This is a genomic window from Catenuloplanes indicus, assembly GCF_030813715.1.
Lineage (GTDB): Bacteria > Actinomycetota > Actinomycetes > Mycobacteriales > Micromonosporaceae > Catenuloplanes > Catenuloplanes indicus.
In genome coordinates this window covers 1,650,020-1,676,263 of the sequence record NZ_JAUSUZ010000001.1, presented here as the reverse complement: position 1 = coordinate 1,676,263, position 26,244 = coordinate 1,650,020, and the positions used below count along the sequence as shown (strand labels likewise).

The 26,244-nt window shown below is 72.6% G+C and carries 24 protein-coding genes; 13 read left to right on the top strand and 11 right to left on the bottom strand.

Annotated features, from left to right (window positions below; genetic code table 11):
- Window position 1: 1 nt before the first annotated feature.
- The 5 genes from J2S42_RS07870 to J2S42_RS07850 are packed head-to-tail and all read right to left on the bottom strand — an operon-like array spanning window position 2 to window position 5,824.
- Entirely contained in the window at window positions 2-511 is a 510-nt protein-coding gene (locus J2S42_RS07870) for a flavin reductase family protein (RefSeq protein ID WP_307236830.1), read from the bottom strand.
- Complete coding sequence (locus tag J2S42_RS07865; protein ID WP_307236828.1) at window positions 508-2,040, bottom strand: amino acid adenylation domain-containing protein; 1,533 nt, start codon at window positions 2,038-2,040, stop codon at window positions 508-510. The genes J2S42_RS07870 and J2S42_RS07865 overlap by 4 nt, the downstream gene beginning before the upstream one ends.
- Entirely contained in the window at window positions 2,037-3,449 is a 1,413-nt protein-coding gene (locus J2S42_RS07860) for a condensation domain-containing protein (RefSeq protein WP_307236825.1), read from the bottom strand. The genes J2S42_RS07865 and J2S42_RS07860 overlap by 4 nt, the downstream gene beginning before the upstream one ends.
- Window positions 3,449-4,534 carry a glycosyltransferase family 2 protein gene (locus J2S42_RS07855; RefSeq protein ID WP_307248659.1) on the bottom strand — a complete coding sequence of 362 codons (1,086 nt, stop codon included), beginning with the start codon at window positions 4,532-4,534 and terminating at the stop codon, window positions 3,449-3,451. The genes J2S42_RS07860 and J2S42_RS07855 overlap by 1 nt, the downstream gene beginning before the upstream one ends.
- Window positions 4,535-4,552: 18 nt before the next feature.
- The gene (locus tag J2S42_RS07850; protein WP_307236823.1) at window positions 4,553-5,824 is read right to left on the bottom strand and encodes a DegT/DnrJ/EryC1/StrS family aminotransferase; all 1,272 of its coding nucleotides are present in this window, start codon (window positions 5,822-5,824) and stop codon (window positions 4,553-4,555) included.
- A gap of 189 nt (window positions 5,825-6,013) precedes the next feature.
- On the opposite strand from J2S42_RS07850, the gene J2S42_RS07845 reads away from it, so the two are divergent.
- Complete coding sequence (locus J2S42_RS07845) at window positions 6,014-7,192, top strand: MFS transporter (protein WP_307236820.1); 1,179 nt, start codon at window positions 6,014-6,016, stop codon at window positions 7,190-7,192.
- A 4-nt stretch (window positions 7,193-7,196) separates the two neighbouring features.
- Here J2S42_RS07845 and J2S42_RS07840 read toward each other — a convergent pair whose 3' ends face one another.
- From J2S42_RS07840 to J2S42_RS07825, 4 genes are read right to left on the bottom strand one after another with little or no spacing between them, the layout of a single operon-like run.
- Entirely contained in the window at window positions 7,197-8,372 is a 1,176-nt protein-coding gene (locus J2S42_RS07840) for an acyl-CoA dehydrogenase family protein (protein WP_307236817.1), read from the bottom strand.
- Entirely contained in the window at window positions 8,369-8,638 is a 270-nt protein-coding gene (locus J2S42_RS07835; protein ID WP_307236814.1) for an acyl carrier protein, read from the bottom strand. Before J2S42_RS07835 ends, J2S42_RS07840 begins: the two co-directional genes overlap by 4 nt.
- Window positions 8,635-9,927 carry a pyridoxal phosphate-dependent aminotransferase gene (locus J2S42_RS07830; RefSeq protein ID WP_307236811.1) on the bottom strand — a complete coding sequence of 431 codons (1,293 nt, stop codon included), beginning with the start codon at window positions 9,925-9,927 and terminating at the stop codon, window positions 8,635-8,637. Before J2S42_RS07830 ends, J2S42_RS07835 begins: the two co-directional genes overlap by 4 nt.
- Window positions 9,924-11,261, bottom strand: coding sequence for a KamA family radical SAM protein (locus J2S42_RS07825; protein WP_307236808.1), 1,338 nt, complete (start codon window positions 11,259-11,261; stop codon window positions 9,924-9,926). Before J2S42_RS07825 ends, J2S42_RS07830 begins: the two co-directional genes overlap by 4 nt.
- A 298-nt stretch (window positions 11,262-11,559) precedes the next feature.
- Between J2S42_RS07825 and J2S42_RS07820 the strand changes: the two genes are divergently transcribed.
- From J2S42_RS07820 to J2S42_RS07770, 11 genes are all read left to right on the top strand, one after another.
- On the top strand, window positions 11,560-12,426 hold the full coding sequence (locus J2S42_RS07820) for a hypothetical protein (RefSeq protein WP_307236805.1): 867 nt from the start codon (window positions 11,560-11,562) through the stop codon (window positions 12,424-12,426).
- Window positions 12,427-12,437: 11 nt separating this feature from the next.
- Complete coding sequence (locus tag J2S42_RS07815; protein ID WP_307236802.1) at window positions 12,438-12,692, top strand: acyl carrier protein; 255 nt, start codon at window positions 12,438-12,440, stop codon at window positions 12,690-12,692.
- Window positions 12,689-13,798, top strand: coding sequence for an acyl-CoA dehydrogenase family protein (locus J2S42_RS07810; protein WP_307236800.1), 1,110 nt, complete (start codon window positions 12,689-12,691; stop codon window positions 13,796-13,798). The genes J2S42_RS07815 and J2S42_RS07810 overlap by 4 nt, the downstream gene beginning before the upstream one ends.
- Window positions 13,795-14,412 (top strand): 4'-phosphopantetheinyl transferase family protein, encoded by a 618-nt coding sequence (locus J2S42_RS07805; RefSeq protein ID WP_307236798.1) that lies wholly within the window; start codon window positions 13,795-13,797, stop codon window positions 14,410-14,412. Before J2S42_RS07810 ends, J2S42_RS07805 begins: the two co-directional genes overlap by 4 nt.
- Entirely contained in the window at window positions 14,409-15,311 is a 903-nt protein-coding gene (locus J2S42_RS07800) for a hypothetical protein (protein WP_307236795.1), read from the top strand. The genes J2S42_RS07805 and J2S42_RS07800 overlap by 4 nt, the downstream gene beginning before the upstream one ends.
- Window positions 15,308-16,921, top strand: coding sequence for an AMP-binding protein (locus J2S42_RS07795; RefSeq protein ID WP_307236792.1), 1,614 nt, complete (start codon window positions 15,308-15,310; stop codon window positions 16,919-16,921). Before J2S42_RS07800 ends, J2S42_RS07795 begins: the two co-directional genes overlap by 4 nt.
- Window positions 16,922-16,925: 4 nt before the next feature.
- Window positions 16,926-18,077, top strand: coding sequence for a 3-dehydroquinate synthase family protein (locus tag J2S42_RS07790; RefSeq protein ID WP_307236789.1), 1,152 nt, complete (start codon window positions 16,926-16,928; stop codon window positions 18,075-18,077).
- A gap of 25 nt (window positions 18,078-18,102) precedes the next feature.
- Window positions 18,103-18,360 carry an acyl carrier protein gene (locus J2S42_RS07785; protein WP_307236786.1) on the top strand — a complete coding sequence of 86 codons (258 nt, stop codon included), beginning with the start codon at window positions 18,103-18,105 and terminating at the stop codon, window positions 18,358-18,360.
- On the top strand, window positions 18,357-19,649 hold the full coding sequence (locus tag J2S42_RS07780) for a TrpB-like pyridoxal phosphate-dependent enzyme (RefSeq protein WP_307236783.1): 1,293 nt from the start codon (window positions 18,357-18,359) through the stop codon (window positions 19,647-19,649). The genes J2S42_RS07785 and J2S42_RS07780 overlap by 4 nt, the downstream gene beginning before the upstream one ends.
- Before the next feature lie 157 nt (window positions 19,650-19,806).
- Entirely contained in the window at window positions 19,807-21,636 is a 1,830-nt protein-coding gene (locus J2S42_RS07775; protein ID WP_307236781.1) for an AfsR/SARP family transcriptional regulator, read from the top strand.
- A 427-nt stretch (window positions 21,637-22,063) separates the two neighbouring features.
- Window positions 22,064-23,545 (top strand): non-reducing end alpha-L-arabinofuranosidase family hydrolase, encoded by a 1,482-nt coding sequence (locus tag J2S42_RS07770; RefSeq protein WP_307236778.1) that lies wholly within the window; start codon window positions 22,064-22,066, stop codon window positions 23,543-23,545.
- A gap of 38 nt (window positions 23,546-23,583) precedes the next feature.
- On the opposite strand, the gene J2S42_RS07765 is transcribed toward J2S42_RS07770, so the two are convergent.
- Both J2S42_RS07765 and J2S42_RS07760 read right to left on the bottom strand, forming a co-directional pair.
- The gene (locus J2S42_RS07765; protein WP_307236775.1) at window positions 23,584-23,817 is read right to left on the bottom strand and encodes a hypothetical protein; all 234 of its coding nucleotides are present in this window, start codon (window positions 23,815-23,817) and stop codon (window positions 23,584-23,586) included.
- A gap of 563 nt (window positions 23,818-24,380) precedes the next feature.
- Complete coding sequence (locus J2S42_RS07760; protein ID WP_307236772.1) at window positions 24,381-25,589, bottom strand: RICIN domain-containing protein; 1,209 nt, start codon at window positions 25,587-25,589, stop codon at window positions 24,381-24,383.
- Between J2S42_RS07760 and J2S42_RS07755 the strand changes: the two genes are divergently transcribed.
- A complete protein-coding gene (locus J2S42_RS07755; RefSeq protein WP_307236769.1) occupies window positions 25,582-25,983 on the top strand; it encodes a substrate-binding domain-containing protein in 402 nt (133 codons plus the stop codon). The two genes, J2S42_RS07760 and J2S42_RS07755, sit on opposite strands and share 8 nt — an antisense overlap.
- Window positions 25,984-26,244 lie beyond the last annotated feature (261 nt).

Here is a 26,244-nt window from a genome sequence, read left to right as displayed (position 1 = left end):
GTCACCGCGCCGGGGACAGGGGTTCGAGGTCCAGATCGGCGTAGCGCTGGTTGACGAACACCAGCGGTGCCTCCGGCTTCAGCAGCCCGTACGAGGCGACCTCGCCGATCAGCACCGCATGGTCCCCGCCCGGATACGTGCGGTGCATCCGGCAGTCGAAATAGGCCACCCCGTCGCTGAGCAGCGGGCAGCCGGTCACCGGGGACGGCTCGGCGGCGATCCCGGCGAACGCCGCCTCGCCGGGCGGCCGCCGGGAGCTGGCGAACCGCTGTGCGTAGTCGCGCTGGGTGCCGGACAGCACGGTCACCGCGAACACCCCGGACCGCTCGATCGCGCCGAGCAGCCGAGACCCGGTCCGCAGACAGACCAGCAGCAGCGTCGGATCCAGCGACACGGTGGTGAACGCGTTCACCGTGGTGGCGAACGGCACCCCGCCCGCGGTACTGGTCGCCACCGCGACGCCGGTGGCGAAGCGGGACGCCACGGTACGGAAGTCGACGGTCGTCGTCATGCGCGTGCTCCTTCCAGGTCGAGGGCGGCGAGCCGTCGCCGGTCGATCTTGCCGTTGGCGTTCACCGGCAGCGCGTCGCGATGGGCGAACGACTCGGGCACCATGTACCAGGGCAGGCTCTCCCCGGCCAGGCCGGCCAGTTCCCCGGCGGGCACCGGTACGCCGGTGTGCACGGCCCGCAGCCGCACCTCACCGTCAGCGCCGGTGCCGGCCAGGACCACCGCCTCCAGCACGCCCGGATGCCGGCGCAGCACCGACTCGATCTCGGCCAGCTCCACCCGGTACCCACGGATCTTGATCTGGTCGTCGAGGCGCCCGCAGTGGACCAGCACCCCGTCCTCCATCCGGGCCCGGTCGCCGGTGCGGTACCAGTCGGCGTCGGTTTCCGGGTGCTCGACCGGCAGATACCGCTCGGCGCGGCGGCGCAGGAACCGCCCGCGGTCGTCGGCCGGGTCGCGGTAGCCGTCGAACCGCTGCGGGCCGCGCATGCACAGCTCGCCGTCGTCGGTGACGGTGCCGTCCGGGCCGACCAGCACGGCGGCCAGACCCGGGTTCGGCACCCCGATCGGTACCGTGCCGTTGGAGGTGCGCGGCCACGCGTCCGGATCGGCCGGCAGACGGTACCCGGTGCAGGTCACGGTCAGCTCGGTCGGCCCGTACAGGTTCTCCACCGTGCTCCGCGGCGCAGCCCGCGCCCACGCCCGTGCCGCGTCCAGCGTGAGCTGCTCGCCGGCGAACAAACTCCAGCGCAGCGTCGGCATGCTGTCCGGGCGCAGCGCCCGGAACCGGGCCGCCACCGAGATCACCGACGGCACCGAGAACCAGTGGGTGATCGCGGCCCGGTTGACGAACCGCACCGGGGTGAGGATCTCGTCGGGCTCGGGCACCACCAGCGTCGCGCCCGCGCTCCAGGCGACGAACATGTCGAACACCGACGGGTCGAACGTCAGGTCGAAGGTCTGCGACAGGCGGCTCCCGGGCCCGACCGCGTACCGCCGCGCACAGTGGCCGACGTAGCCGGTCACGTGCCGGTGCCGGATCGGCACGGCCTTCGGCTCCCCGGTCGATCCGGACGTGAACAGCAGGTAGGCGACGTCGTCCGGGCCGGCCGGCCCGGCACCGGGCGGGCCGGGCAGCGAGGTGCGCCAGCCCTCCGGCAGGCGGACCGGATCGCCGTCCGGCAGCAGCTCGGAAGCCTGCGCCGCGCTCGCGGTGTCCGCGACCACGCGGGTGACCCCGGCCCGGCGGCAGATCAGGCGGTTGCGGGCCACCGGCGCGCGGGGGTTGAGGGGCACGACCGTGGCGCCGGTCAGCAGCGTCGCGAGATATCCGGCGTACGCGGCCACGCTGCGTGAGGCGAGCAGTCCGACCGCGGCCGGTGCCGGCTCGCCCAGCCGGGCGGCGAGCAGGGCCGCGGTCCCGGCCAGTTCCGCATACGTGACCGACTCACCGCCGACCTCCAGGGCCACCCGGCCGGGCCACCGCCGAGCGCTCTCCGCGACCAGGCCGAACAGGGTGCTGCCGCTCATCGGGTCTCCTTCGCGGTCGGTCGGGAGGGCAACCGGAGCTCTCCGGCGCGCAGTTCGGGCGCGTGCACGACGGCCGCGACCACGTGCACGTAGTCCTCGATCAGCTGGTCGACGGTCTCGGTGGCGAAGAAGCCGGGGTGATAGATGCACCGGCCGCCGCCGCGGTCCGGAGCCACCATCACGTGCGGTGTGCCGGCCTTGAGGTGTGCGGCGCGCGTACCCGGGTGGGTGGCCTCGGTCTTCGGCGCGCGTGCCGCCGGACCGTCCGCCTCGTTCCCGGACCGCCGCACCAGCAGCCCCGGCACGGAGGGGTCGGGGCGCGGCACTCCCCAGGACTGGAACCAGCCGTGGTAGAGCTCCAGGAACGACGACGGGGTGCCCGGCCCGACCGCGCGGCGGATCTGGCCGAACGAGGCGACGTTGCCGACCGCGTCGGACATCGCCCGGCCGGCCGCGGCCACCACGTCGACCAGGCGCATGGCCGGGTCGAGCGGCAGGTTCAGGTAGACGTTGTTGGTGAACTGGCTCAGTGCCTCCCGGGCGGCCGGCGCGTCCCGGCCCAGGGTGGTGGTGCCCAGCACGATCCGGTCCAGGCCGGTGCGCAGCGCCAGCGTCAGCTGGTACGCGGCGAGCAGCGCGACGAACGGTGTGGTGCGCGCCCGCCAGGCGAGCCGCGGCAGGTCACCGGCCACGGCCACGCCGAACGTGAACGACCGCGACCCTTCGTCACCGAGGTCCACCTCCGGTGACGCGTCGAGTGCCGGCAGGATCGACCGGTCCGGCAGCGGGGTCAGGTTCTCCCGCCAGTACCGCAGCCGATTCTCGCCGCCGGGGAGTACCGCCCGGTGCAGCGCGGTGATCTCGTCGAGCGTGACGGCCGGCTCGGCCAGCCGTGCCGCCTCCGCGGGCGTGGCGGAATAGACCCGTAACAGGTCCTCGACGAACAGGTCGGCCGCCCACTGGTCGGCGATGACGTGGCTGAGGCTGAGCGTCAGCGTGTGCCGGTCCGGTGCGGTGCGGATCAGGCCCAGATGCCACAGCGGGCCGCTGCACAGGTCGAACGAGCGGACGCGTTCGAGCCTGACCAGCCGGCGCAGCTCGTCCGGCCGGCCGGCGGCGCCGGTCAGGTCGATCCGGGTCAGCGGCACCGCGGTCGCTCCGGTGAGCCGCAGCTCCGGGTCGGGACCGAAACCGTCGAACGCGAGCCGCAGCGATTGATGCCGCTGGGTCAGCACGGCCGCCGCGTCCCGCAGCCGGCCCGCGTCGAGGTCGCCGGTCAGCTCGCGCACGTCCAGCACGGTCACCCGGGAGTCGCCGGGGTCGTGCGGCGACAGTGCGCGCATGAAGTGCCAGAGCGTCTCCTGGCCGGGGGCCAGCCGCCGTACGGCGGTCTCGGTGACCGGAGCCATCAGGCCTGTCCTTCCACGAGGGCGAACTCCTCCGTCACGCCCGGGGGTGCGGTCCGCAGGACGTCCCGCTCGTCGACCGGATGCAGCCCGCCGAGCAACAGCGCGGGCCGGCCCAGTTGCACGGCCGCGACCGCGGCGCCCACGTCGAACGACAGCTCCAGCACCACCCGGGTGAGCGCCTCGGTGACCGGCCCGGTCCGATCCCGGGCCAGCTCCCGGCGCAGCCGCACGGTGAGCACGGCACCGGCCAGCAGCGGCACACCGAGCAGGACCGGCCCGCGCACCCGGGCCGGTACCGTGGCGGCGGTGAGCGCGGCCACGCCGAGCACCGTCGCCGGGTTCCACACGAAACGGCGCCGCTCCGGGTGAATCGCGCACAGCCACTGCTCCGAACGGCCGTAGGTGTACAGCCGCCGGACCAGGCCGCGTACGCCGCCGCTGGTGGGCGGGTCGTGCTCGACGCCGGCCGCCGGGTCGCACCGGATCGCGTAGCCGGCGCCGGACAGCCGCACGCCAAGCTCGACGTCCTCGCCGGCGACCACGGTCAGCGACCGCTCCGGGAAACCGCCGGCGGCGTCGAAGGCGGCCCGGCGTACCGCCAGATTGCAGGTCGTCGCCCAGGTCAGCTGGGCGTACCGCGCCGGCCGCGACAGGTCGCCGTTGAGCACCTCCGAGCCTGCCATCACCCGGTCGAGATATCCGCGGCCGGGAACCGGTGCGGACGGGCCGGTCACGCCGCCGATGCCGGGCGGCGCCGCTCGCAGCGTCGCGGCATGCCGGCGGATCAGGTCCGGGCTGGCCCGGCAGTCCGAGTCGATGAACAGTACGAGGTCGTACCGGGCGTTGCGGACGCCGAGGTTGCGCTTGGCGCCGACGTGCCGTGGCCCGCGCAGGTACCGAGCATCCGCCCGATCGCAGGACTCCCGATGCCGCCGGGCATCGGCCGCCGCCGAATCGTCCACCACGATCACCTCGACCGGCTCCGGGCAACGGCGTACGGCCACTGTCAGACTGTCCAGCAACCGGCGCAGCTGTGGCACCCGGCCGCGGACCGGGACGACCACGGACACCCCGTGCTCCACCATCGGGTTCACCGTCCCTCCTCAGAGCGGCCGGCCGGCGGCGACCTTGCCGACCGCCGCCGCCACGTCGACCATGTCCTCCGCCGGACCGAGGAAAGCGCTGTGGTGCAGCAGCACGGCGTGCCCGGCCAGGTGCTCCGCGCCGGGGAACCGGCGTCCGGCGTGCAGCCGGCCGAACTCGGCGGCCAGCGGAGCCAGGGCGGGCTTGGTCGACGGCCGCAGCAGCGGGCTGCGGTGCAGCGGCACCCGCGGCGGATAGACCCGGGTACCCAGTTCGGCGGCGAGTGCCGCGGCGACCCACCGGTTGTCCCGTCCGGGCGGGAGGTCCTCGAAGACGATCGGCACCTCGTAGAGCGACAGCCGGTCCTGCTCGGGACGGTGCGCCAGCAGGCGGACGCCGTCTATCCCGGACAGCAGATCGTCGAGCAGGCGGTAGTTGCGGTTGCGGGTCTCGTGCTGATCGTCGAGCAGACCGAGCTGACTGCACAGGACCGCCGCACCGAATTCGCTGAGGCAGAAATTCGCGCCCATCACCCCGGCCGTCTCGGCCAGCTCCAGCGCACCTGTCTCGTGCGGCGCGCGGTAACGGCGCGAGTCGGCCCGCAGCTCCTGTAGCCGGCGATCCAGTTCATCGCTGTCGGTGACCACCGCGCCACCCTCCCCGCAGGTCAGGACCTTGGCGTGCTGCATGCTGAAGCAGCCGAGCCGGCCCAGAGAACCCGCGGGCCGGCCGAGCCACCGTGCGCCGTGCGCCTGGGCGGCATCCTCGATCACCGTGATGCCGAGGCCGTCCGCGACCGCGGTGATCGCCGGTACGTCGGCCATCGCGCACGCCCAGTGGACCACGATCGCCGCGCGTGCGCCGACGGCCGGGTCGAGGTGCTCCGGGCCGATGGTGCCGGTGGCCGGGTCGACATCGGTCAGTACCGGGAGCAGGCCGGCGCGGAGCACCGCGGTCGCCGACGCGGTCCAGGTCAGCGCGGGCACCAGCACCCGGTCGCCGGGATCGAGGCCGAGTGACTCCAGCGCGATCACCAGGGCGCTGGACCCGTGGTCGGTGGGCACGCAGTGCCGGGTGCCGACGTACGCCGACCACAGCCGGGCGAATCGGCGCTCGAAGAGGTTGCCGTGGCCGGGGCTGCTGATCGCCCAGCGGCCGCTGCGCACCACTGTGCCCAGAGACTCGAGCAGGCCCGGCGCCGGTACCGGCCACTCCGGCCATCGCCGTGCCGGATCGCGCACCGGATCGCCGCCGTCCACGGCGAGTGTCGCAACGCTGGTGGTCTGAACCATGGGGGCGTCTCCCATCGGGTATCAACGACTCGGACATTGCTTTGTGCCGATATATGGGGCATACATCGGACATACATCGGCTGCTAGATACAGCCTTCGGTGCCGCCATAGTGGGTTGATCTCTGCGCGCCGCGTCGATCGCCGGTACCGTCGGCCCGGCATACCGCCCGCTACGCCCGGGAGACCGACATGGACGTTCAGCAGGCCGTGGATCGACGGGCACGGCTCGCGGTGGCCGTCTGCTTCTGCATCATGGGCTCGATCATCGGTAACTGGAGTTCCCGCATTCCCGACGTGCGGCGTGCCGTCGGGCTGGGCGACACCGGCTGGGGACTCGTGACCACCGCGACCACCGCCGGGCAGCTGCTCTCCCTCGTGCTGGTGACGGTCCTGGTCGGGCGCGTACGCAAGAGCCGGCTCACCCTCGCCGGTGCGTCGCTGCTGCTCGTCAACGGCCCGCTGATGGCCGGCTCGACCGCGCCCGCCGCGCTGGTGTGCACGCTGTTCGTCTGGGGCTTCGCGGCGAACCTGCTGGCCACTCCGGTCAACGCGCAGGCCGTGGAGGTGGAGCGGCGGTACGGCCGGGCCCTGATGTCCACGTTCCATGCCTGTTTCAGCGGTGGCACGCTGGCCGGCGGCCTGCTCGGCAGCGTGGCAGCCGCCAACGGGATCACACCGCAGGTGCAGTTCACGCTCAACACCGTCGTGCTCGGCGTGCTGCTCGTCGCGACCGGGCGCCGGCTGCCGGACGACCCCGCGCCGGGCCCCGCGGACGACCGTCGCCGGCGCCGGCTGCGGGACCGGCTCACGCCCCAGCTCGGGCTGCTCGCCGGGATGGCGTTCCTCGCCTCGATGACCGAGAGCGCCGCCGGGCAGTGGAGCGCCATCTACACCGTCGACTCGGTCGGTGCGGCGGCCGCGGCCGGTGCGGTGACGTTCACCTGCTACTCGCTGGCCATCACGGCGGCGCGCTTCTTCGGTGACCGGATCGCGGACCGGATCGGACGCCTGCGTTTCCTCCGGCTCTCGGTGGCCGTCGCGGGAGCCGGGCTGGCCCTGGCGCTGGCCGTGCCGCACGCGCCTGCGGTGTTCGCCGGATTCGCGGTGCTCGGGCTGGGGCTCGGCTGCGTCACTCCGACCGTGATGAGCTATGCCGGTCGGCAACCCGGCCTGACCTCCGAGGAGGGCGTCTCCGTCGCGGTGCTCGGCCAATGGCCCGCGTACTTCATCGGTCCGCCGTTGATCGGTCTGCTGGCCGGGGAGTTCGGCCTCCGCTGGGCGCTGTGGACCCTGGTCGTCGCGTCCGCGTTGCTGGCGCTGGCCGGCGGCGGTATCCGGCACCACGTGACCGAGCCCGCCGCGCGCTGACCGTTCAGACATGGCGGACCTCCCGGTCCAGCATCACCAGCACTCCGTCCGCGTCGTGCAGCCGGTCGTTGCTGTAATTCAGCGATGCCGACCGCAGGTCCCGCAGTGTCCGCTCCAGGCCCAGCTCCGACCCGCGCTGATAGCCGTGCCGCAGCCCGGCCAGCTCCACCAGGTCGTCGACGGCGGCCAGGCACTGCTCCGACGCGGTCAGCTTGACCGCGTTGAGCAGCAGCTGGGCGGGGGGAGCGGTGACGTTCTCGACGCCGGCGGTCAGTACCCCGCAGGCGTGCTGGATCAGCGCGTGCACGGTGTCCAGCCGCTGACGTACCCGGGACAGCCGGCGCCGGGCGGTCTCCGATCCGGTCCTCCCACGCTCCGCCGGGCTGCGCAGCAGCCGAACCGTGCGGGCCAGCGCGCCGTCCGCGGCGCCCAGCCAGCATGCGGCCCAGCCCAGGTGTGCCAGTGGGCCGAACACCGCCACCGCGATGTCACGGAACCGGCCGTGCTCCCCGATGACCTGATCACCGGGTATCTCGCCGCACAGCCGCATGGCACCGCTGGCGGTGGCGCGCATACCGAGCGGATCCCAGCCGCCCGCCGGGGTGACCGCCAGCTGGTCCCGGGCGGCGTAGACCAGCGACACCTCGCCGGGCGAGCGTGCACCGGGGGCCTGCATGGTGATGAGGAAACCGTCCGCGTATCCGCCGCCGGTCAGCACGGGCGCGATCCGGTCGACGGTCAGTGCCGCGGCGTCGCCGTGCAGCCGGGCCGAGGAGGTGAGCAGGTGACCACCGCCCTTCGGCTCGGTGGTCACCGAGCCGAGGTAGAGCTCTCCGCGCACGATCCGGGGCAGCAGTTCGGCCCGCAGCCGCGGCGAACCGTACCGGACCAGCGCGTCCACCTGCTGACAGTGCATCGTGAAGATCATTCCGACCGACGTGCAGTCCCGGGACAGCTCGGCCGAGGCGTGCAGCATCTGCGCCAGCGTGCCACCGGGCCCGCCGTCGCCGGCCGGCACGGTCAGGCCGAGCAGCCCACTGCGGCGCAACGCGGTCAGAGCCGCCTCGGGGAAGACCGCGTCCCGATCGCACCGGGCGGCGTGCTCGCGGACCACCTCCCGTACGCCGGGAAGACGCGACAGGATGTCGGCGGCCGAGGTACGGGCCGGTGCGACGGTCATGATCGCTCCGTTCGTTGCCGGGCGGCCGCGAACAGCCGGCTCAGCCGGTCCACGTGCCGCAGGTTCTCGGGGATCAGGTCGTCCGCGTCGATCTCCACGCCGAGTTCGGACTCCAGCCGCTCGACGATCTCCACCATGCGGAACGAGTTGAACCGGTCGATGTCGGTCAGGCTCGCGGTGCCGGCCACGGTTCGCTCGTCGACCGCCAGGACCGCGCTCACGGTGCGGATCACGGCGTCCCGTACCTCGGCGGCCGGGGCGCTCATCGGATCCCGCCCGCGCAGAGCCGGTCCAGGCCCGCCTCGATCCGGTTCAGGACCGTGGCGATGTGCGGCAGTGCGGCCGGGTCGGCCGCGGCCAGTGCCGCCTCCTGCTCGTTGCGGGTCTCGCCGTACAACGTGCTGGTGGCGGCCTTGAACCGCAGTGCCGCCGGGTCGTCGCCGAGCTGGGCACCGCCGAGGACCGCGATGCCCGCCTCATCGAGCAGGAACCGCTGCAGCGAAGCCGAGTCGGTCACCCCGCGCCGGGCCAGCGTCGCCCGCATCGGTGCGAAGTCCGGATAGACGTAGAAACCCGCGGTCGGCGGCCGGCACTCGGCGCCCGCGCGCACCAGCAGGCCGTGCACGGCCCGGGCCAGTGCGCCGTGCAACCGGGCACACGTGTGCAGCCGGTCGCGGATCTCCGGTGGTTCCCCGTAGGCGTACGCCGCGACCTCCTGCATCGGCCCGGCCAGGCTGGACCACACCTCGCTGGCCACCGAGACCACCCCGTCGCGCAGCTGTTCACCGCGCGGGCCGGCCGGCACCCGGATCACGCCGATCCGCCAACCGCCCAGGGCGAGACTCTTGGACAGCCCGGTGGCGATCACGGTCCGCTCCGGCAGCACCTCGGCGGGGCTGAGCACCGGCGTGGTGTGCGGGTCGTGCACGAGATCGCGGTAGATCTCGTCGGAGATCAGCAGCAGGTCCTCCTCCTCGGCGATCGCGCACAGGCGGCGGATCAGGGCGGGCGGAGCGACCGTGCCGGTCGGGTTGTCCGGGACGGTCAGCACGAGCGTGCGCGGGTCGCCGCCACCGGCGCGGGCCGCCTGGATCGCCCGGCGCAGGCCGTCCGGATCCGGTACCCCGCCGCACTCAGCCGGGATCGGCACCCCGAACGCGCGCTTGCCGGCCAGCGCGGCCTGCGGCGCGTACGAGTTCCAGCACGGCCGGGGCAGCAGCACGTCGCCCGGCAGTACCAGGTTCAGCGCCATCAGCAGCGGTTTGCTGCCGGGCCCGGCCACCACCTGCTCCGGATCGGTCGCCAGCCGGCGGCGGCCGAAGTACCCCGCGACGGCCGCGCGTAGCTCCGGCGTGCCGGCGACCGGGCCGTACGTGTTGCGGCCGGCCCCGTCGACGAGCCGCCGCAGCAACGGTTCCGAGGCCGGCAGCCGAGCCTCGCCGAACCCGAGGTGCACGATCTGCTCACCGGCGGCACGCCTCCGGGCCACCATCTCGTTGATCGCCAGATTGGGTGAGGTACGCCAGCGGCGGGGCGGTGCGGCGAGAGCGGTCATCGGGAACCTCCGGTTGCTCGGGTGTGCGGGCCGACCGCCGCCGCGATGTCGGCCGGGGTCGCCGGATCGAGCTCCAGGTCGCTGAGCCAGGCGGCACTGGTGGAGAACCGGGCCCGGAACGGCCGGCCGACCAGGGCGGGGTCGCGGGCCTGCACCAGCCGAAGCCGGAACCAGCGGCCCTGCGGGGTCTGCTCGACGCTGTCGACGAGCACCTTGCCCGGGGTGGCGGACATCACCGGCCCGCGGACCGTGCGGGCCAGGCCGGGCAGGCGGCGGTAGGCGGCGTGGAAGATCTCGACCGCCCGGGCCAGCGGCACCTTGAAGTACTCGTACGGCCCGGTGTCCCGCTCGACGAACATGTAGTACGGCACCGCGCCGAGGCCGAGCTCCGCCGTCCACAGATCGGTCCAGACGCCGGCCTGGTCGTTGACGTTCGCCACCATCGGTGCCTGGCAGTACACCGACGCTCCGGTGGACCGGATGCGGGACACGGCCTCGCGAGCGGTGTCGGTCTCCACCTCACGCACATGGCTGAAGTGCGCCATCACGGCCATCTGCCGGCCGCTGGCGACCACCTGGTCGAACAGCCGAAGGGCGTCGTCGGCGTCGCGGTCGCCGACGAATCGGTGCGGCCAGTACGAGATGGACTTCGTGCCGATCCGGATCGTGCGCACCGTGTCGACGGCCAGGATCGGCTCCAGGTGCTCGCGCAGCCGCTCGGTCGACATCACCATCGGATCGCCGCCGGTGACCAGTACGTCGGTGACCTCGGGATGGCGGCGCAGATAGGCGACCAGCCGCTCCGGTCCGGGAGCGGCGAACCGCAGGTCCGCATCGCCGATGAACTGTGCCCACCGGAAGCAGTAGGTGCAGTACGCGTGACACGTCTGTCCCTGGCCCGGGAAATAGAGCACCGTCTCGCGGTACTTGTGCTGCAGGCCGGCCAGCCGCTCACCGTCCAGGCTGGGCACGTTGTGCTCGCGTTGCCCGGACGGGTGGGGGTTGAGCCGCCCGCGGATGTCGCGCACCACCTCCGCCATCCGGGCCCGGTCGCGCTCGTCCACCGCCGCCAGCATCCGCACGTCGTCATCGGACAGCATCCCCGGCTGCGGAAAGACCATCCGGAATATCGGATCATCCGGTACGCGATCCCAGTCGACAAGTTCGGACAGTACGTACTCGTTCACCCGGAACGGCAATACTCTCGATAGCAGCCGCACGGTTTCCCGCGCCTGCTCGGGCAGCCGGTATCGTGCGGCGATCTCGTTGATGTGCCGCGGCCCGAATGCGCGAAAGCGACCGGTTTCCGGGGAGCTGGCGACCAACTGGGTCATACGACTTTCCTCCGGTGTCGAGTGAGGAGCGGCGGCCTGGCTCACCGTATCGTCGCTTCCCCGATGCGGGCCCGGTTGGCGCAAGCATCTCCGATAAGCTCGCGAAATGACCCGATAGGCATCGCGAAGAATGCCTGATCTGTGGACGTTCTCATTTTTAAACCACGGCCGGAAGTGTTGGCTGATCCTCCCATAGAGATCCTCTATCGGTATTCGGCTCATGACGTGCGCGAATAGCTGAAAAGGCGGATACGCTGTTGCTCGTTCACTTGTTCCGTGTCGTCGACGAGGAGGGAAAATGAACCCCGTCATTAGCGATCCGGCCACCGTGCGAGCGGAATTACTCGATTGCATACAGGCCAATCTCGCGGTGCTCGCCGACCACCGTCACGGGCCCGGCACGCACCTGGCGATGGGCGCCGTGCTGAGGTTCCGGCCGCTTCCCGGTGACGGCGGGCTACCCACCGTGGAGCCGCCGCTGGCACCGCAACTCGCCGAAGCCGGCCGGCGGCTGGGGCTGTACACGGTCGCCGAGTACGCGAACGTGGCGCCGGACGGCATCCGGGCGCTGGCCGCCGAACACGGCCGGCTCTACGTGGTGGCGGACTCGGCGGCGATGCCGTGGCTGCCGTACTACCGGCGCCGGCACATGGAGCACAGCTACCTGGTCGAGCCGTCCGGGCCGGCGGCGATGGTCACCGACGCCTACCACAACCAGACGCCCTGGGGCACGGCCGCACCCGGCCGCTGGCACCTCGCCTGGGACGAGTTGCCACCCGACGCGACCGTACGGGTCCTGGCCGCCGATCCGGCCGGCCCGCCCAGCGCCGCGCCCGCGGCGGACCTCGCACCGCCCGGCGACTACCCGCGGGCGTACGCCGAACACCCGGACCGGACCGCCGCGACGGAACGCTTCGCGGTGGAGACGTGGCTGCTGGCCCGGTCCCGCAAGCTGCACCACGCGTTCCGCGAACGGACCGGTACGCCGCACGCCGGGCTGACCGCGCAACTGGAGCGCTGGGACGCGCTCGCCGGCCGGGCGTTCGTGGCGCTGCGCCGGGTCGCCCGCGGCCACCCGGAACCCTCCGGGCTGTTCACCGAACTGGAGCACCTGCTGACCGACGAGGCCGGCGCGGCACGCCCGCGGACCGACCCGGCACCGTGAAGGAGTCGACGATGGACCCCCGCTTCACCGAGCTGCTCACCGGATACCTGCCTTACCTCGACGGACGGCCGCTGACTCCGGACAGCCGCCTGCGTGATCTCGGACTCGACTCGATGCACTCGATCGATCTGCTCTTCGCCATCGAGGACGCACTGCAGGTGACACTGCCCGACGACTACCTCAACGACGAGACCTTCGCTACCGCGGGCAGCCTGTGGGAGGCCGTGCGGGTCAGCCGGGACGCGGTCGCGCCGGGCCGCTCATGACCGCCGTCCTGCCATCGCCCGCGCACACCGGCCGGCTGGCCGTGCTGCCCGCCGACGCGGACAGCCGGCAGATCTGGTCCGCGCTGGCCGCCGACGGACTGCTGCGGGAGGCCTACCGCGACGGCGACCCGGGCGCCGGGGTGCGCCCCGACGGACTGCGCACGGTGCTCACCGTCGTCGACGAACGGTTCTCCCTCGGCGCCACGCTGGGCGTCTGCGTCAGCGTGGCGAGCGCGGTGCCGCTGCTCGCCGGTGCCGACGGCGGCCACCCAGCCGAGGTGCTGGCCCGCACGCTGGCCGGCGCCGGCCCGATCGCGCTCGCCGCGACCGACGAGACCGCCGGCACCGACCTGGCCGCGCTCGCCACGGAGGTGTCCATCGACGGCGACTCGATCCGGGTCACCGGCATCAAACGATGGATCGCCAATGCCACTCACGCCGATCACGTGCTCGTCCTCGCCCGGCACCGCCCCGGGCGGCACTTCACCAGCTTCACCTGGGTTCTGGTACCGGTCGGCGCACCCGGTGTGACCGTCACCGCGGCCGACACCGACCTCTTCGACGGCTCGGGCACCGGGCACGTCCGGCTCGACGACGTCCACCTGCACCGTTCCTACCTGGCGGGCCGCCCGGGCCGCGGTATGTCCGGGTTCGCCGCGCACATCGCGGTGGAACGGCTGGCCGGCGGTCTGTGGGCGGTGGCCCTGTGCCGGCGGGTGCTGCGCCGGACCCGGGCGCGGCTCACCGCGGCACGGCCCGGCGGCGACACCCTCTGGCAGTCCGACACGGTCCGGCAGCGGTTCGCCGCCTGCCTGGTCCGGGCCCGTCAGCTGGATGCACTGACCCGGGCAGCCGGCGACGACATCGTCGCCCGCCGGGACACCGTGTCGGCGGCCCTGGTCAAGAGCGCCGCCGCGACCACCGTGGAACACGTGCTGCGCGAGTGCGCGCAGTTCCACGGTGCGGACGGCTTCACCCGGGGCGGGCTGCAGACGCTGCGGGCGCAGGCGGCGCTGTTCGGCATCGGTGGCGGCGCTGACGAGGTGGTGCTCTCCATCGTCGCGGAGTCCGCCGACCGCGTGCTGGCCGAGATGGGCGTCCGATGAGGACGGTCGAGGTGACGCCCGGCGTGTTCGTCGCCACGGCGCACGGCTACGCCGCGATCGTGGACACCGCGCCGGCGCATTCGGTCGACCACCCCGACGTGGCCGGACTGCCCGCGTGGCGCGCCCTGGAAAGACTGGCCGGGCGGGCCCTGCTGAGACGGCTACTGGCCGTGGTGGAACCAGCCGTGGCCGGCGTCGCACTGGTGGCCGCCGCGAACGGCAAACCCGCGCTCGCCGGGCACCCCGGCATCGGCGTGAACATCTCGCACGACGACGGCACGGTCGCCGCCTGCGTCGGTCTCGGCCGGGCCGTCGGCGTTGACGTCCAGTCCCCGCCGGCCGAGGCCGGCGACGGGCTGGTCCGCCGTTGTGCACCCACGCACGCCGCTCGGCTGCGCGCACTGGAACCAGCCGCTCGGGCCAGCGCGCTCGCCTGGATCTGGACGGTGCAGGAGGCGTGTGTGAAAGCGACCGGGGCGGGCCTGGCCGGACGGCCGTGGGCCGTCGAGGTGCCGCTGGACGCCCACGGCGGCCGGTGGCGGCACCTGCGCTGGCACCGCCTGCCCGACCTGTCCGACACGCCACTGAGCTGCGCCTGGACGGAGGAACGATGACCGCGGAACTGAGCTGCTACACGGCGAACCTGGTCGCCCTGCTGGAATCGGAGGTGCCGGACGTACGGGGGCGCCTGGCGCACGCGGTCCGGCTGCGGGTGCGGGCCGACGGCGTTCCCGGGTTCTGTCACCACGACCGGTTCGACACTCTCCCCGGTGGACAGGAGCTGGGCTACCGCGCGGCGGACAGCTGGGCGGCCGCCCGGGAAGGACTGCGTGGCGAGCTGCGCGAGGCCGCGGCTGTGCTGGCCGTCGGCAACACCCGGTATCTGCCCTGGTCGCCGAACCACGGTGTGGCCGACGTGCCGCACTGGCTGCTGCTGCACGGTTTGCACGACGGCCGGTGGGAGGTCCGCGACGACTTCCAGGCGCTGCTGCCGCGTGGCGAGCAACTGCCGTACCGCGGCCGGATGAGCGATGACGAGCTGCGCCGTGCGCTCAGCCCGCCGGGCACCCTGCCACCGGAGGTGAGCGCCAGGGACACGTATGCGCTGGGCCACCCCGTGCCGACACCGTCCGCCGCCCGGTACCGCTGGCTGGCCCGGCAGCAGGCCCGGCCGCCGGCACCGCGTCCCGGGCGGTGGCTGGACGACCCGGCCGAGGCTCTGTGCTACCTCGCCGACCGGTTCTCCGCCGACCCCGCAGCGCTCGCCCGTCACGTCGACGACCTGTGGGCGGTCGCCCGCCACCAGCGTCATCGGCTACTCCGGCTGACCGAGGACGGCGCAGTGCCGCCGGCACCGGCCGAGGCTGCGGCGCGCGGCTGGGCGGCGCTGCCGCGCACCCTTCGGTTCGCCGCGGACTCCGCCGCCCGGGGCAATCCCCGGCCGGGTCTGGTGGCCCGGGCCTTCGGCGAGCTGACCGCCACGATGACCACCGCGATCCGGGAGGTCCGATGACCACCACCGTTCCACCGCCGGTGCACGCGCCCGGTGAGACCATGCCCGACTTCCTGCTGGCCGCTGCCGGGACCACACCGGCGCGACCGGCGGTGATCGAGTTCGCTGGGAACGGCGAGCTGCGTACCACGTCGTACGGTGAACTGGCCGCCCGCGTACGGGACACCACCGCGGCCCTGGCGGACGCGGGCCTCGGCCCCGGCGACCGGGTGCTGCTGGAGACCGACACCTCGGCTGCGGCGATCGGTACGTTCCTGGCGTGCGGCCGGCTCGGGGTGGCCTTCGTCCCGGTCAGCCCGCAGACGCCGGACGTGCGGCTGGCCACGATCGCCGCGTCGACCGAGCCTGCGCTCTACCTCAGCGCCGGTGAGCCGCGGCAGTTCCTGGCCGGCGCCGGTGGCGTCGGCACGCTGGCTCCCGAAGGGCTGCGGCTGCGGCGCCGGCCCGCGCGCCGGGTCCGGCACCGGCGCGAGGTGGTGGCGGCCGACACCGCCTACATGATCTTCACGTCCGGCACCACCGGCCGGCCGAAGGGCGTGGTGATGAGCCACCGGGCCGTCGTCGCCTTCTACCACGGCATGCTCACTCAGGGTCTCGTCGGCCCGGCCGACCGGGTCGCCAGCACCTCGCCGTTCCAGTTCGACTTCTCCCTGCTCGACATCGGCCTCGCGCTGGGCAGCGGCGCCTCGGTGGTGCCGGTGCCCCGAGACCTGCTGCGCTGGCCGTCACGCTTCCTCACGGTGCTCCGGGAGACCGGCACGACACAGGTCAACGGCGTGCCGTCGATCTGGCGTCAGGTTCTGCGGCACTCGTGGAACGGCCTGGCCGCCTTGCACGGACTGCGTGGCGTGCTGTTCTGCGGCGAGCGGTTCCCGATGCCCGAGCTGCGCCGGTTGCAGGCCGCCCTGCCGCAGGCCCGGATCGTCAACTGCTACGGCGCGACCGAATCGATGGCTTGCGCGTTCGCGGACGTGCCCCGGCCGCTGCCGGATGACCTGGACCAGCCGCCCATCGGCCGTGCCCACCCGGGCGCGGAACTGCTGCTGATCGGGCCGGACGGTGCGCCGGTGACCGGCCCGGGCGCCAACGGTGAGATGTACCTGCGCAGTCCGGCCCTGTTCACCGGGTACTGGGACGATCCCGAGGCGACCCGGTCGGCGCTGGTGCCCGATCCGACCGACCCGCGCAGCAACCAGGTCGTGCTGCGCACCGGCGACCTCGGCTGCCTCGGTCCGGACGGCGAGCTGTACTTCTCGGGACGCGCCGACGGGCAGGTGCAGATCCGGGGCAACCGTGTCGAGCTGGCCGAGGTCGAGCGCCGCCTGCTCGACCTGCCCGGGGTCGCGGCAGCGGCGGCCGTCGTCATCCCGCAGGCCGACGGTGACGTCGAACTGGCCGCGATGATCGTGCAGGCGCCGGACGCGGGCCCGTTCGACCCCACCGAGGCGGCGGCGTTCTGCCGCACCGCCCTGCCCGCGTACATGGTTCCCGGCCGCATCTGGGTCGTCGACGGCCTGCCGGTGACCGAGAACGGAAAGCTCGACCGGGTCGCGCTGTCAGCATGGGCGACCGAGGCCGGGCCGACGATCCCATCCCAGAGGAAGGTGTAGTCCGTTGCATGAGCGACTGGTGCCGTTGGACGGCAAGGACGTGCCGTACCTGTACGGCATGGACTGTGCGGGCGAGATAGCCGACGCGATCACGACCATGATGGACCGGGCGGACTCGGCCGTGCTGGTGGCCGACCGGAGGGTGGCCGGGCACGCCGACGTGATCGCCGCTCGCCTGCGTGCGGTCCTGCCGGTGACCCGGTACGACGTCGAGGCCGGCGACCGGCAGAAGCGGCTGCCCCTGGTCGAGGAGATCCTCGAGCACGCGATCGCCCGGGGCGCGACCCGCGGCTCGGTGGTGATCGGCATGGGCGGCGGCATGGTCGGCAACGTGGCCGGGCTGGTGGCGGCGCTGATGTACCGGGGCACCCGGTTGGTGCACCTGCCGACCACCCCGGTCGCGGCGTTCGACTCGGTGCTGTCGGTGAAGCAGGCGGTCAACCTCAGCGGCGGCAAGAACCTGTGCGGTACGTACTACGCGCCCTCGCTGATCGCCTGTGACCTGCGGTGGCTGGCCGGCGTGCCGGACGCCGAGATGCTCACCGGCCTCGCCGAGATGGTGAAGAACGTGCTGGCCGTGCTTCCGGCCCGGCAGGACGTACTCATCGACGCACTGCACCGGCTGTCCGTGGATCGGGAATCGGCGCTGCTGGACCTGCTGGAGATCGGGCGGGAGGCGAAGGCGCCGTTCCTGCGCGTCGACCCGCGCGAGCGCCGAGAGGCGTTGATCTTCGAGTACGGGCACACCACCGGGCACGCGCTGGAGTTCGTGGCCCGGGGCGCCATGAGCCACGGCGAGGCCGTCGCCTGGGGAATGCTGGTCGCCGCCGAGGTCAGCCGGATGCTGGGGCACCTCGACAGCCGTGACGTCGAACGGCACTACCAGCTGATCCGTTGCCTACGGCTGCCCGATGCCGCGACGCGGCTCGGCGGGATGGACCCGGACGCGGTGCGCGGCATCCTGGCCAAGGACAACAAGCGCGGCTACCTGCCGCACGTGGCCGGGCAGATCGCGATGGTGCTGCTCGACGCCCCGGGCCATGTCCTCACCGGCGACGGCGGCTACCCGCTGGTCCCCGTGCCGATCGACCTACCGCTCGCCGCGCTCGACACCGTCATCCGCTCGGTCAACCGCGAACCGGTTCGCGGTGCCTGATCCCATCGCACCCTCGGAGGAGAACATGTCCGGCAGCGACATCGCGAGCACGGTACGACGGGTGCTCGCCCAGGAGACGTCGGCGGATGTGCCGATCATCGGCACCACCCGGCTGGAGGACGACCTGGGACTCACCTCGCTCGGGCTCACCCGGGTCTTCGTCCGGCTGGAGGACGAGACCGGGCGGGAGCTCGACGACGCGGTCGTGCTGGCCGCGGAGCTGCGCACGGTCGACGACCTGGTCGCCGCGGTCGAGGGCTGCACGGCGGGGGTGCGCTCGTGACCGCCGCCGTTCCACCCGTCACCGCGTGGTACAACGTCCTGGCCGACCGCGACGTGCATCTGCCGCCGCCCCGGCCGCCGCGACGGGCCACCGGCGGTGCACCGCGTGCGATCCGGCCGAACATTCCCAAGGCCCTGGTCCGTCAGGCGATGCCACTGCAGGCCGAGGTGCCGATCCCGGAGGAGCTGCGCGAGGCGTACCGGGAGTGGCGGCCGACCCCGCTGCGCCGGGCCACCCGGCTGGAGGCCGCGCTCGGCACCACCGCGCGGATCTACCTCAAGGACGAGACCGGCAACGTGGCCGGCTCCCACAAGTATCTGACCGCGCTCGCCCAGGCGTACTACTACCGCGCGGCCGGGGTCCGGACGCTGATCACCAGCACCGCAGCCGGCCAGTGGGGGACCGCGATCTCCGCGGCGGCCCGCCGGTTCGGTCTCGGCTGCGTGATCTACATGGTGCCGGGCAGCTACGACCGGAAGCCGGGACGGCGGCTGGTGATGGAGATGCTCGGCGCCGAGGTGATCCGGGCCGACCCGGGCGCGCTGCGCGAGGCGATGAACCAGGCGGTATCCAGAGCCGCGGAGATGTCCGATGCACGCTGGATCCTCGGCGGCAGCGAGTCGTTCGCGATCCTGCACAGCACGGTCATCGGCCAGGAGGCGAAGGAGCAGCTGCGAGCGGTGGGCGAGGTGGGGCCGCCGGTGCTGATCGGCTATCTCGGCGGCGGCAAGAACGTCGGCGGGCTGGGGCTGCCGTTCCTGGCCGGGGGAGGCACGCCGGTGATCCGCAGTGTCGAGTCGGCGGCGTTCCCCGTGCTGACCCGGGGCACGTTCGCCTACGACGACACCGACGACACCGGTCTGACGCCGCGCGCGGCCATGTACACGCTCGGCCGGGGATTCACCGGCTCTGCGATCCAGGCGGAGGGTATCCGCTACCGCGCCGCGCCGACGCTGTTCAGTGCGCTGCGTGAGCGAGGGCTGGTGCAGCCGGTCGCGTATCCGGAGGAGCCGGTCTTCGACAGTGCCCGGCTGCTGCTGCGTACCGAGGGCATCCTGGTGTCGGCCGAGGCGGCGTACGCCGTGCACGACGCGTGCGAGCAGGCCCGCGATCCGGGCAACCGGGACCGTCCGATCGTCGCCTGCGTCTCCGACCACGGCTATTACGACGCGGACGCGTACCAGGCCTACCTCTCCGGCCGGCTGGCCGGCCGGGTGCCGAGCGACGAGGAACTCGCGGCGACCGCACCGGACAGTGTGGATCTGGTGGGCGCCCTCGCCACTTCCTGAGCCGGTCGTGGAATATTCCTCCGAAGGAAGGAAACTAGCGTTTGAGCAATTAACATCGCGAGTAGCGGACGTCAATGTGATCACCGAGTCGAAATGATCTCCGAAACGGCGCCTGCTCCACCTCGCAACTGATCATGAGTTACACGGGGAGCGGTCAGTGAAGTTCGGCGTGCTGGGACCATTGGAGTTGATCGACCCGTACGGCCATCCGGTGCAGATACGATCCAAGCGCGCCCGAACGCTGCTCGGCATCCTTCTGCTCAATCCTGGATTCGTCGTGCCGCTGGAGAGCATCGTCGACGGCATCTGGGCCGCCCCGCCGCCGTCCGCCGTGCAGAACGTGCGCACCTACGTCCACCAGCTGCGCACCCAGCTGGAGTCGCTCCAGCAGTGGAACCGGCTGGAGAGCGCGCCGGGCGGATACCGTCTGCACGCCCGGAGCGAGGAGCTGGACCTCCTGCGCTTCGACGAGCTGACCGGCTCCGGGCGGCGAGCGATCCGGCGCGGCGACGACCGCGGCGGCGCCGACCTGCTGGACCGTGCGTTGCGGCTCTGGCGGGGCAGCCCGCTGGCCGGGCTGGAGCTCGGCCCGTCCTTCCAGATCCGCACCAACGCTCTCGAGGAGCAGCGCCGGTCCGCGCAACATGCGTGGATCGGCGCGCGCATGCGGCTGGGCGAACACACGGATCTGCTTCCGAAACTGCGCACCCTGCTCGACGAGCGGCCGCTGGACGAGTCACTGTGGCAGTCGCTGATCGTCGCGTTGCACGGCGCCGGCCGTCGTGCTGAGGCACTGTCCACGTTCGCCGCCGCCCGCCGGATGCTGGTGGCCGAGCTCGGCGTGGAACCCGGCCCGCTGCTTCAGCAGACGCACGCGGCCATCTTGCAGGGCAATTCACTGCCGGAGGCGCCCGGATCGGCCGGTCAGCTCTCGGTCACCGTGTCCGTGCCCCGGCAGCTGCCGCCGACCAGCCCGAATTTCTCCGGTCGCGGCCAGGAACTGCGCCGCATCGCCGACCTGGTGACCAGATCCCGGGGGTGGCGTGCCGACCGGGTCGGTGTCGCCGTGCTGACCGGCATGCCCGGCATCGGCAAGACCCGGACCGCGGTCGCCGCGGCCGTCACGCTCCGCGAGGCGTTCCCCGACGGGCAGATCTTCCTCGACGCGCGGGGCAGCACACCGGGCCGGCGCGACTCCGGCGCCCTGCTGTCCGACGCGCTGGTCAGCTTCGGCGTGGACCCGGCCGCCGTACCCGACGGTCTGGACCAGCGGCAGAACCTGTATCGGTCCGTGCTCGCCCACCGCCGGGCGCTGATCCTGATCGACGACGCGGCCGACGACGACCAGGTGCGTCCGCTGCTGCCCGGCCTCGGCGCCGGCATGGTGCTGGTCACCAGCCGGCGCTCGCTGGCCGGGATCCAGGCGGACGACCGGCTCACGCTGGAGCCGCTGGACGCCGACGCGGCCACCGACATGCTCACCCACATCGTCGGGCCTGACCGGGTGCGGCAGAATCCGGAGGCGGTGGCGCGCATCCTCGACATGTGCGACCACCTGCCGCTGGCGATCAGCATCATCGGCGCCCGCCTGGCGGCCCACCCGGAGCAGGACCTCGGCGTGCTGGCCCGCCGGCTGAGCCACGCGGCACTGGAGGAACTGCAGACCGCGGACCTGTCCGCGCGGGCCGTGGTGGAGTCGGCGTACCGGAACCTCGGTGAGCAGGAGCGGCGGTGTTTCCTGGCCCTAGGCCGGATCGACCCGCGCCGCGTCACGGCGGCCGAGGTCCAGCCGCACCTGCCGTTGCCGGTGCATCGGATCCGACGTCTGCTGGAGCGGCTGGCCGACGAGAGCATCCTGCACGGCCGGCCGCACAGTGCCGATCCGACCTACCGGATGTCCCGGCTCTTCCACGACCTGGCCCGGGATCTGGCCCGGCGGTCCGTGCCGGCCTCGACGCATCGCTCCTCGACCGCCGGATCCGCCTGACCGGCACGGCCGGTGTTGTCGACGACGGTGACGGGCGGCAAGCCGGGCCGACAGCCTCGGCGGTGCGGGCGGTGACGGTGACCGGAGGTTCACGGCGAGCGCGGCGATCACCCTGCGTAGCTGGCCTCCGTGGCTGGGAGCTTTCCCGGAATGACGCGAGAAATTTCTTGCGGAAAACCGTTATGAGTGCGCTTGCCGCCGAGTCGCGGACTCGGTGAACGACAGTTCCGAGTGGCCGCCCAGCTGCTCGTACGGAGTTTACGCGCATTCCTCGTCTTGATTGTGCCGAAATGAACTGGCAACATTGACGGCCGGAGATGTTAGCGCTCTCATGGCGGTCGGCGGCCACCCGCCGCACCGGACGTCGGCATGACTCTCCGTCGCGGCCGCTCCACCCGCGACCCGTACCCGAAAGGAAACGATTGGCATGAAACGGCTCAACCTGAGACCGCGGCTGGCATTGGCGGTCGCGCTGGCCGCCACGCTCGCCGGCGGCGTCACCGCCGTGGTGACCGCGCCCGCCGCCTCGGCCGCGACCATCGACACCAGTGCCTGGTACGTGCTGGTCAACCGCAACAGCGGCAAGGCGCTGGACGTCTACAACCTGGCCACCACCGACGGCGCCCGGATCGCCCAGTGGGCCCGCAACGACGGCACCCAGCAGCAGTGGCAGTTCGTCGACTCCGGCGGCGGCAACTACCGGCTCAAGTCGCGGCTGTCCGGCAAGGTGCTCGACGTCTACAACTGGTCGACCGCGGACGGCGGCGCGATCGTGCAGTGGACCGACCTCAACGCGGCCAACCAGCAGTTCAGCGTGCAGGACGTCGACGGCTACATCCAGCTGATCAACCGCAACAGCGGCAAGGCGCTGGAGGTACAGGGCGCGTCCACCGCGGACGGCGGCAACGTCGTGCAGTACGCCGACTGGAACGGCACCAACCAGCAGTGGCAGATGGTCCGGGTCGGCGCCGGCACGCCCACCACGCCACCGCCCGGCGGCTCGTGCACGCTGCCGTCGTCGTACCGGTGGAGTTCGTCGGGTCCGCTGGCGCAGCCGCGGTCCGGTTGGGTGTCGCTGAAGGACTTCACCGTGGCGCCGTACAACGGCCGGCAGCTGGTCTATGCGACCACGCACGACTTCGGCACCAGCTGGGGTTCGATGAATTTCAGTCTGTTCACGAACTACTCGGAGATGGGCTCGGCGAGCCAGAACGCGATGTCGTCGGCGACGGTGGCGCCGTCGTTGTTCTACTTCGCGCCGCGCAACATCTGGGTGCTCGCGTATCAGTGGGGTGGTCCGGCGTTCTCGTACCGGACGTCGAGTGATCCGACGAACCCGAACGGGTGGTCGGCGCCGCAGACGTTGTTCTCCGGCACGATCACCGGGTCCGGGACCGGGCCGATCGACCAGGCGGTGATCGGTGACGGGACGAACATGTACCTGTTCTTCGCCGGGGACAACGGCAAGATCTACCGGGCCGGCATGCCGATCGGGAACTTCCCGGGCAGCTTCGGCTCCACCTCCACCGTGGTGATGAGCGACACCACGAACAACCTGTTCGAGGCGGTGCAGGTGTACAAGGTGCAGGGGCAGAACCAGTACCTGATGATCGTCGAGGCGATCGGTGCCAACGGCCGGTACTTCCGGTCGTTCACCTCCTCCAGCCTGGGCGGCTCCTGGACCCCGCAGGCGGCGACCGAGGGCAACCCGTTCGCGGGTAAGGCCAACAGCGGCGCGACGTGGACGAACGACATCAGCCACGGTGAGCTGCTGCGGGTCAGCGCGGACCAGACCATGACGGTCGACCCGTGCAACCTCCAGCTGCTCTACCAGGGCCGCTCGCCCAGTTCCGGCGGCGACTACGGGCTGCTGCCGTACCGGCCGGGGCTGCTCACCCTGCAGCGCTGACCGACGCGAGGACAGGCCCGGCCACCCGGCCGGGCCTGTCACCGTGCGTGGTCGTAGGCCCGCTGCGCCGCCGTCACGTCACCGACGTGCTCGATCGACCACCGCCACAGCGCGCGCAGCGGCTCCGGCAGCGTGCGGCCAGCGTCACCTACGTCCAGGGCGACGCCGCCGACGAGGCCGCGCTCGCGAAGGCGGTCTCCGGCGTGCCACGCCTCGCCACCGACCTCGGCGCGAGCACCACGGAGGCCGCCGCGCCAGCCACCTCGCCGCACCTCAAGGCGCCGCTATGGCCGTACCCCGGCCGGCGACGCCCGCCGTCCATCCCGGTAGGACATGCAAAACCCGGGAGATCCGTCTTCCCGCTCCCGGTGTGGTGCTGCCCGCTTGCTCCCGCGGGCCGCGGTCCCGACGCCGCTCACCACGAACCCGGCGCCGGCGCGGGCCGATAGTCCGGCCGCCTACGGATCCGGGACGAGCTGAGCGACGTCTGGACCGAGTTCTCCAGCCGCACCACGCAATCACCGGACCAGCTCATCGAGGCCGTCGTGGCCTCCGCGCCGCGTAGAGCGCGAACCTACCGGGTCCGGCTGGCGCTGGACCGAATTCAGCAGATGGAGACGCAGCCGGAGAGTCTGCGGCAAGGGCTGCGGGAGACCGCCGAGTCGAAAGCCGTCGGGCGGTCCGTGTGCCATAGCGCGCGCAGACTGCTCAAGGCGTGGTGAAACGCCGCGCAGGCGGGCCGGGGAGCGTTCGGGCGGCGGGCCCTTGACCGGCTGCGCGCCACGCCGGGCCGGTCCTCGCGACGGGGGCGTGCCGCGAGGACCGGCGGGGTGGGTCAGGAGACCTTGATCAGGTCCCAGACCCGGTCGGCGAGGCCGCCGGAGGAGTCACCGCCCTGGTAGGGCTGCTGCGTGACGTTGGCTCCGGCGGCGCCGGTGAGCAGCGACGCGGCCTGCCCGGTGGCCACGTTGGTGAACCCGTAGCGGGTGTCGGCGTACCGGCGCACGGTCCAGTTCTGCTCGTTGCCGGTGCCGCAGGTGACCTGCTGCAGCCGCAGCCCGGCGGTCGTCGCGGTGGTCTCCGGCCGCAGGCACAGGCCGGTGGCGGCGTTGACGATCCGGAAGCGGCCGGCCGCGTTGCCGGCCTGCAGCGTCCACCGCTGGATGGTCGCGGTGCTGATCGCGGCGTGCGTGACGAACGTGCCGGACGTGCTGTTCGGCACCGACATGTTGGTGCCGTGCCGGCTGGTGAACGTGTACGTGCTGTTCGCCGCCGGCGGGGTCTCGGTCACCGGCGTGAGCGTGAACTGCTGCGTGACGTCGCCGGTGTACGGGTACTGGGCCAGCTTCGCCGGGTGCACGCCCTGGCTCGTCAGCGCATACCCGGTCAGATAGTTGATCATCGCGTAGCGGCCGTTGCCGACCGGCTGCAGCGCCCACGCCATACCGTTGGACTGCTCGCAGTAGTACTGCAGCGACGTCGTACCCTGCGCGGTCTGGCTGTAGTAATCGTCCAGGCACAGCTGGCTGGCCACGTTGACCAGCCGCCACCCGCTGGCGTAGTTGAGCAGCCAGCGCTGTGTCTGTGCGCCGGAGACCGGCCGCTGGCTGATCTCGGTCAACGGCGCGGTGCTGCCGTTCAGTGGCTCCAGCGCGTGCCCGGTCGCGGCGTTGGTGATCACGTACGACCTGCCCCCGCGCAGGTGGCCGTCGTCGTTGTCCGGCGTGCTGCCCTTGATCAGGAACTCGCTGTTCGCCGGGTTCCAGTGCGTGGCCAGGTAGCTGCCGGCCGGCGGACCGGTGTGGAAGTAGTCGTCGTTGCCGCAGTCGAGCAGCCGGTCGTCGTCCTTCTCCCCGCAGGTGTACGCGCTGACCGCGGACCCGTAGCACATCAGGTCCCACTCCTCGACGCAGTGCCCGGCCCCGTCCGCGTGCGGCGCGGAGTCACGCACCGCGCCGAACAGGTGCCCGAGTTCGTGCGCGGCCGCGTTCGCGCCCCAGCAGCCGGGACCGACCTCCAGGTAGCGGGGGCCGAGGATGGGCACGCGCGCCCCGGCGGTGCCGTTCGTCGGCGTGGACAACGCCGGTGGCGCGTACGCGGCGGTCCGGCACCTGTTCGACACCGGCCGCCGGCGGATCGCCGCGCTGCACGGGCCGCGGGGCCACACCGACGCCGACGGCCGGCGCGACGGATACCGGCGCGCGGTGCACGAGCTGGGGCTGCCGGACCTCGCGGAGACCGGTGTGTTCCACCGCGACTCCGGGTACGACCTGGCCGGCCGGCTGCTGCACCGCGAGCCGGCCCTCGACGCGATCTTCGCCGCCAGCGACGCGGTGGCGGCCGGTGCGATGCAGGCGCTGGCCGACGCGGGCCGGCGGGTGCCGCGGGCCGGCGGGTGCCGCGGGACGTGGCGATCGTGGGCTTCGACGACAGTGTGATCGCGGTCTGCACCACCCCGCCGATGACCTCGGTCCGGCGACGGCAGCCTGATCAACACGATCGGCGTCAGCCCGGCCGGCGACCGGATCGCGTACGGCACGTTCTCCGGCCGGATCGGCGTGACCGGCACGCGCACCGGTGACGTGCTGGCCGAGGAGCGCCGGGAACACCCGGTCAACCGGGTCGCGTGGTCGCCGTCCGGCCGGTTCCTGAGCGCTTCTCACCCCGGCCCGAGGTGGGTGTGCCTCCGGCCGGGGTGG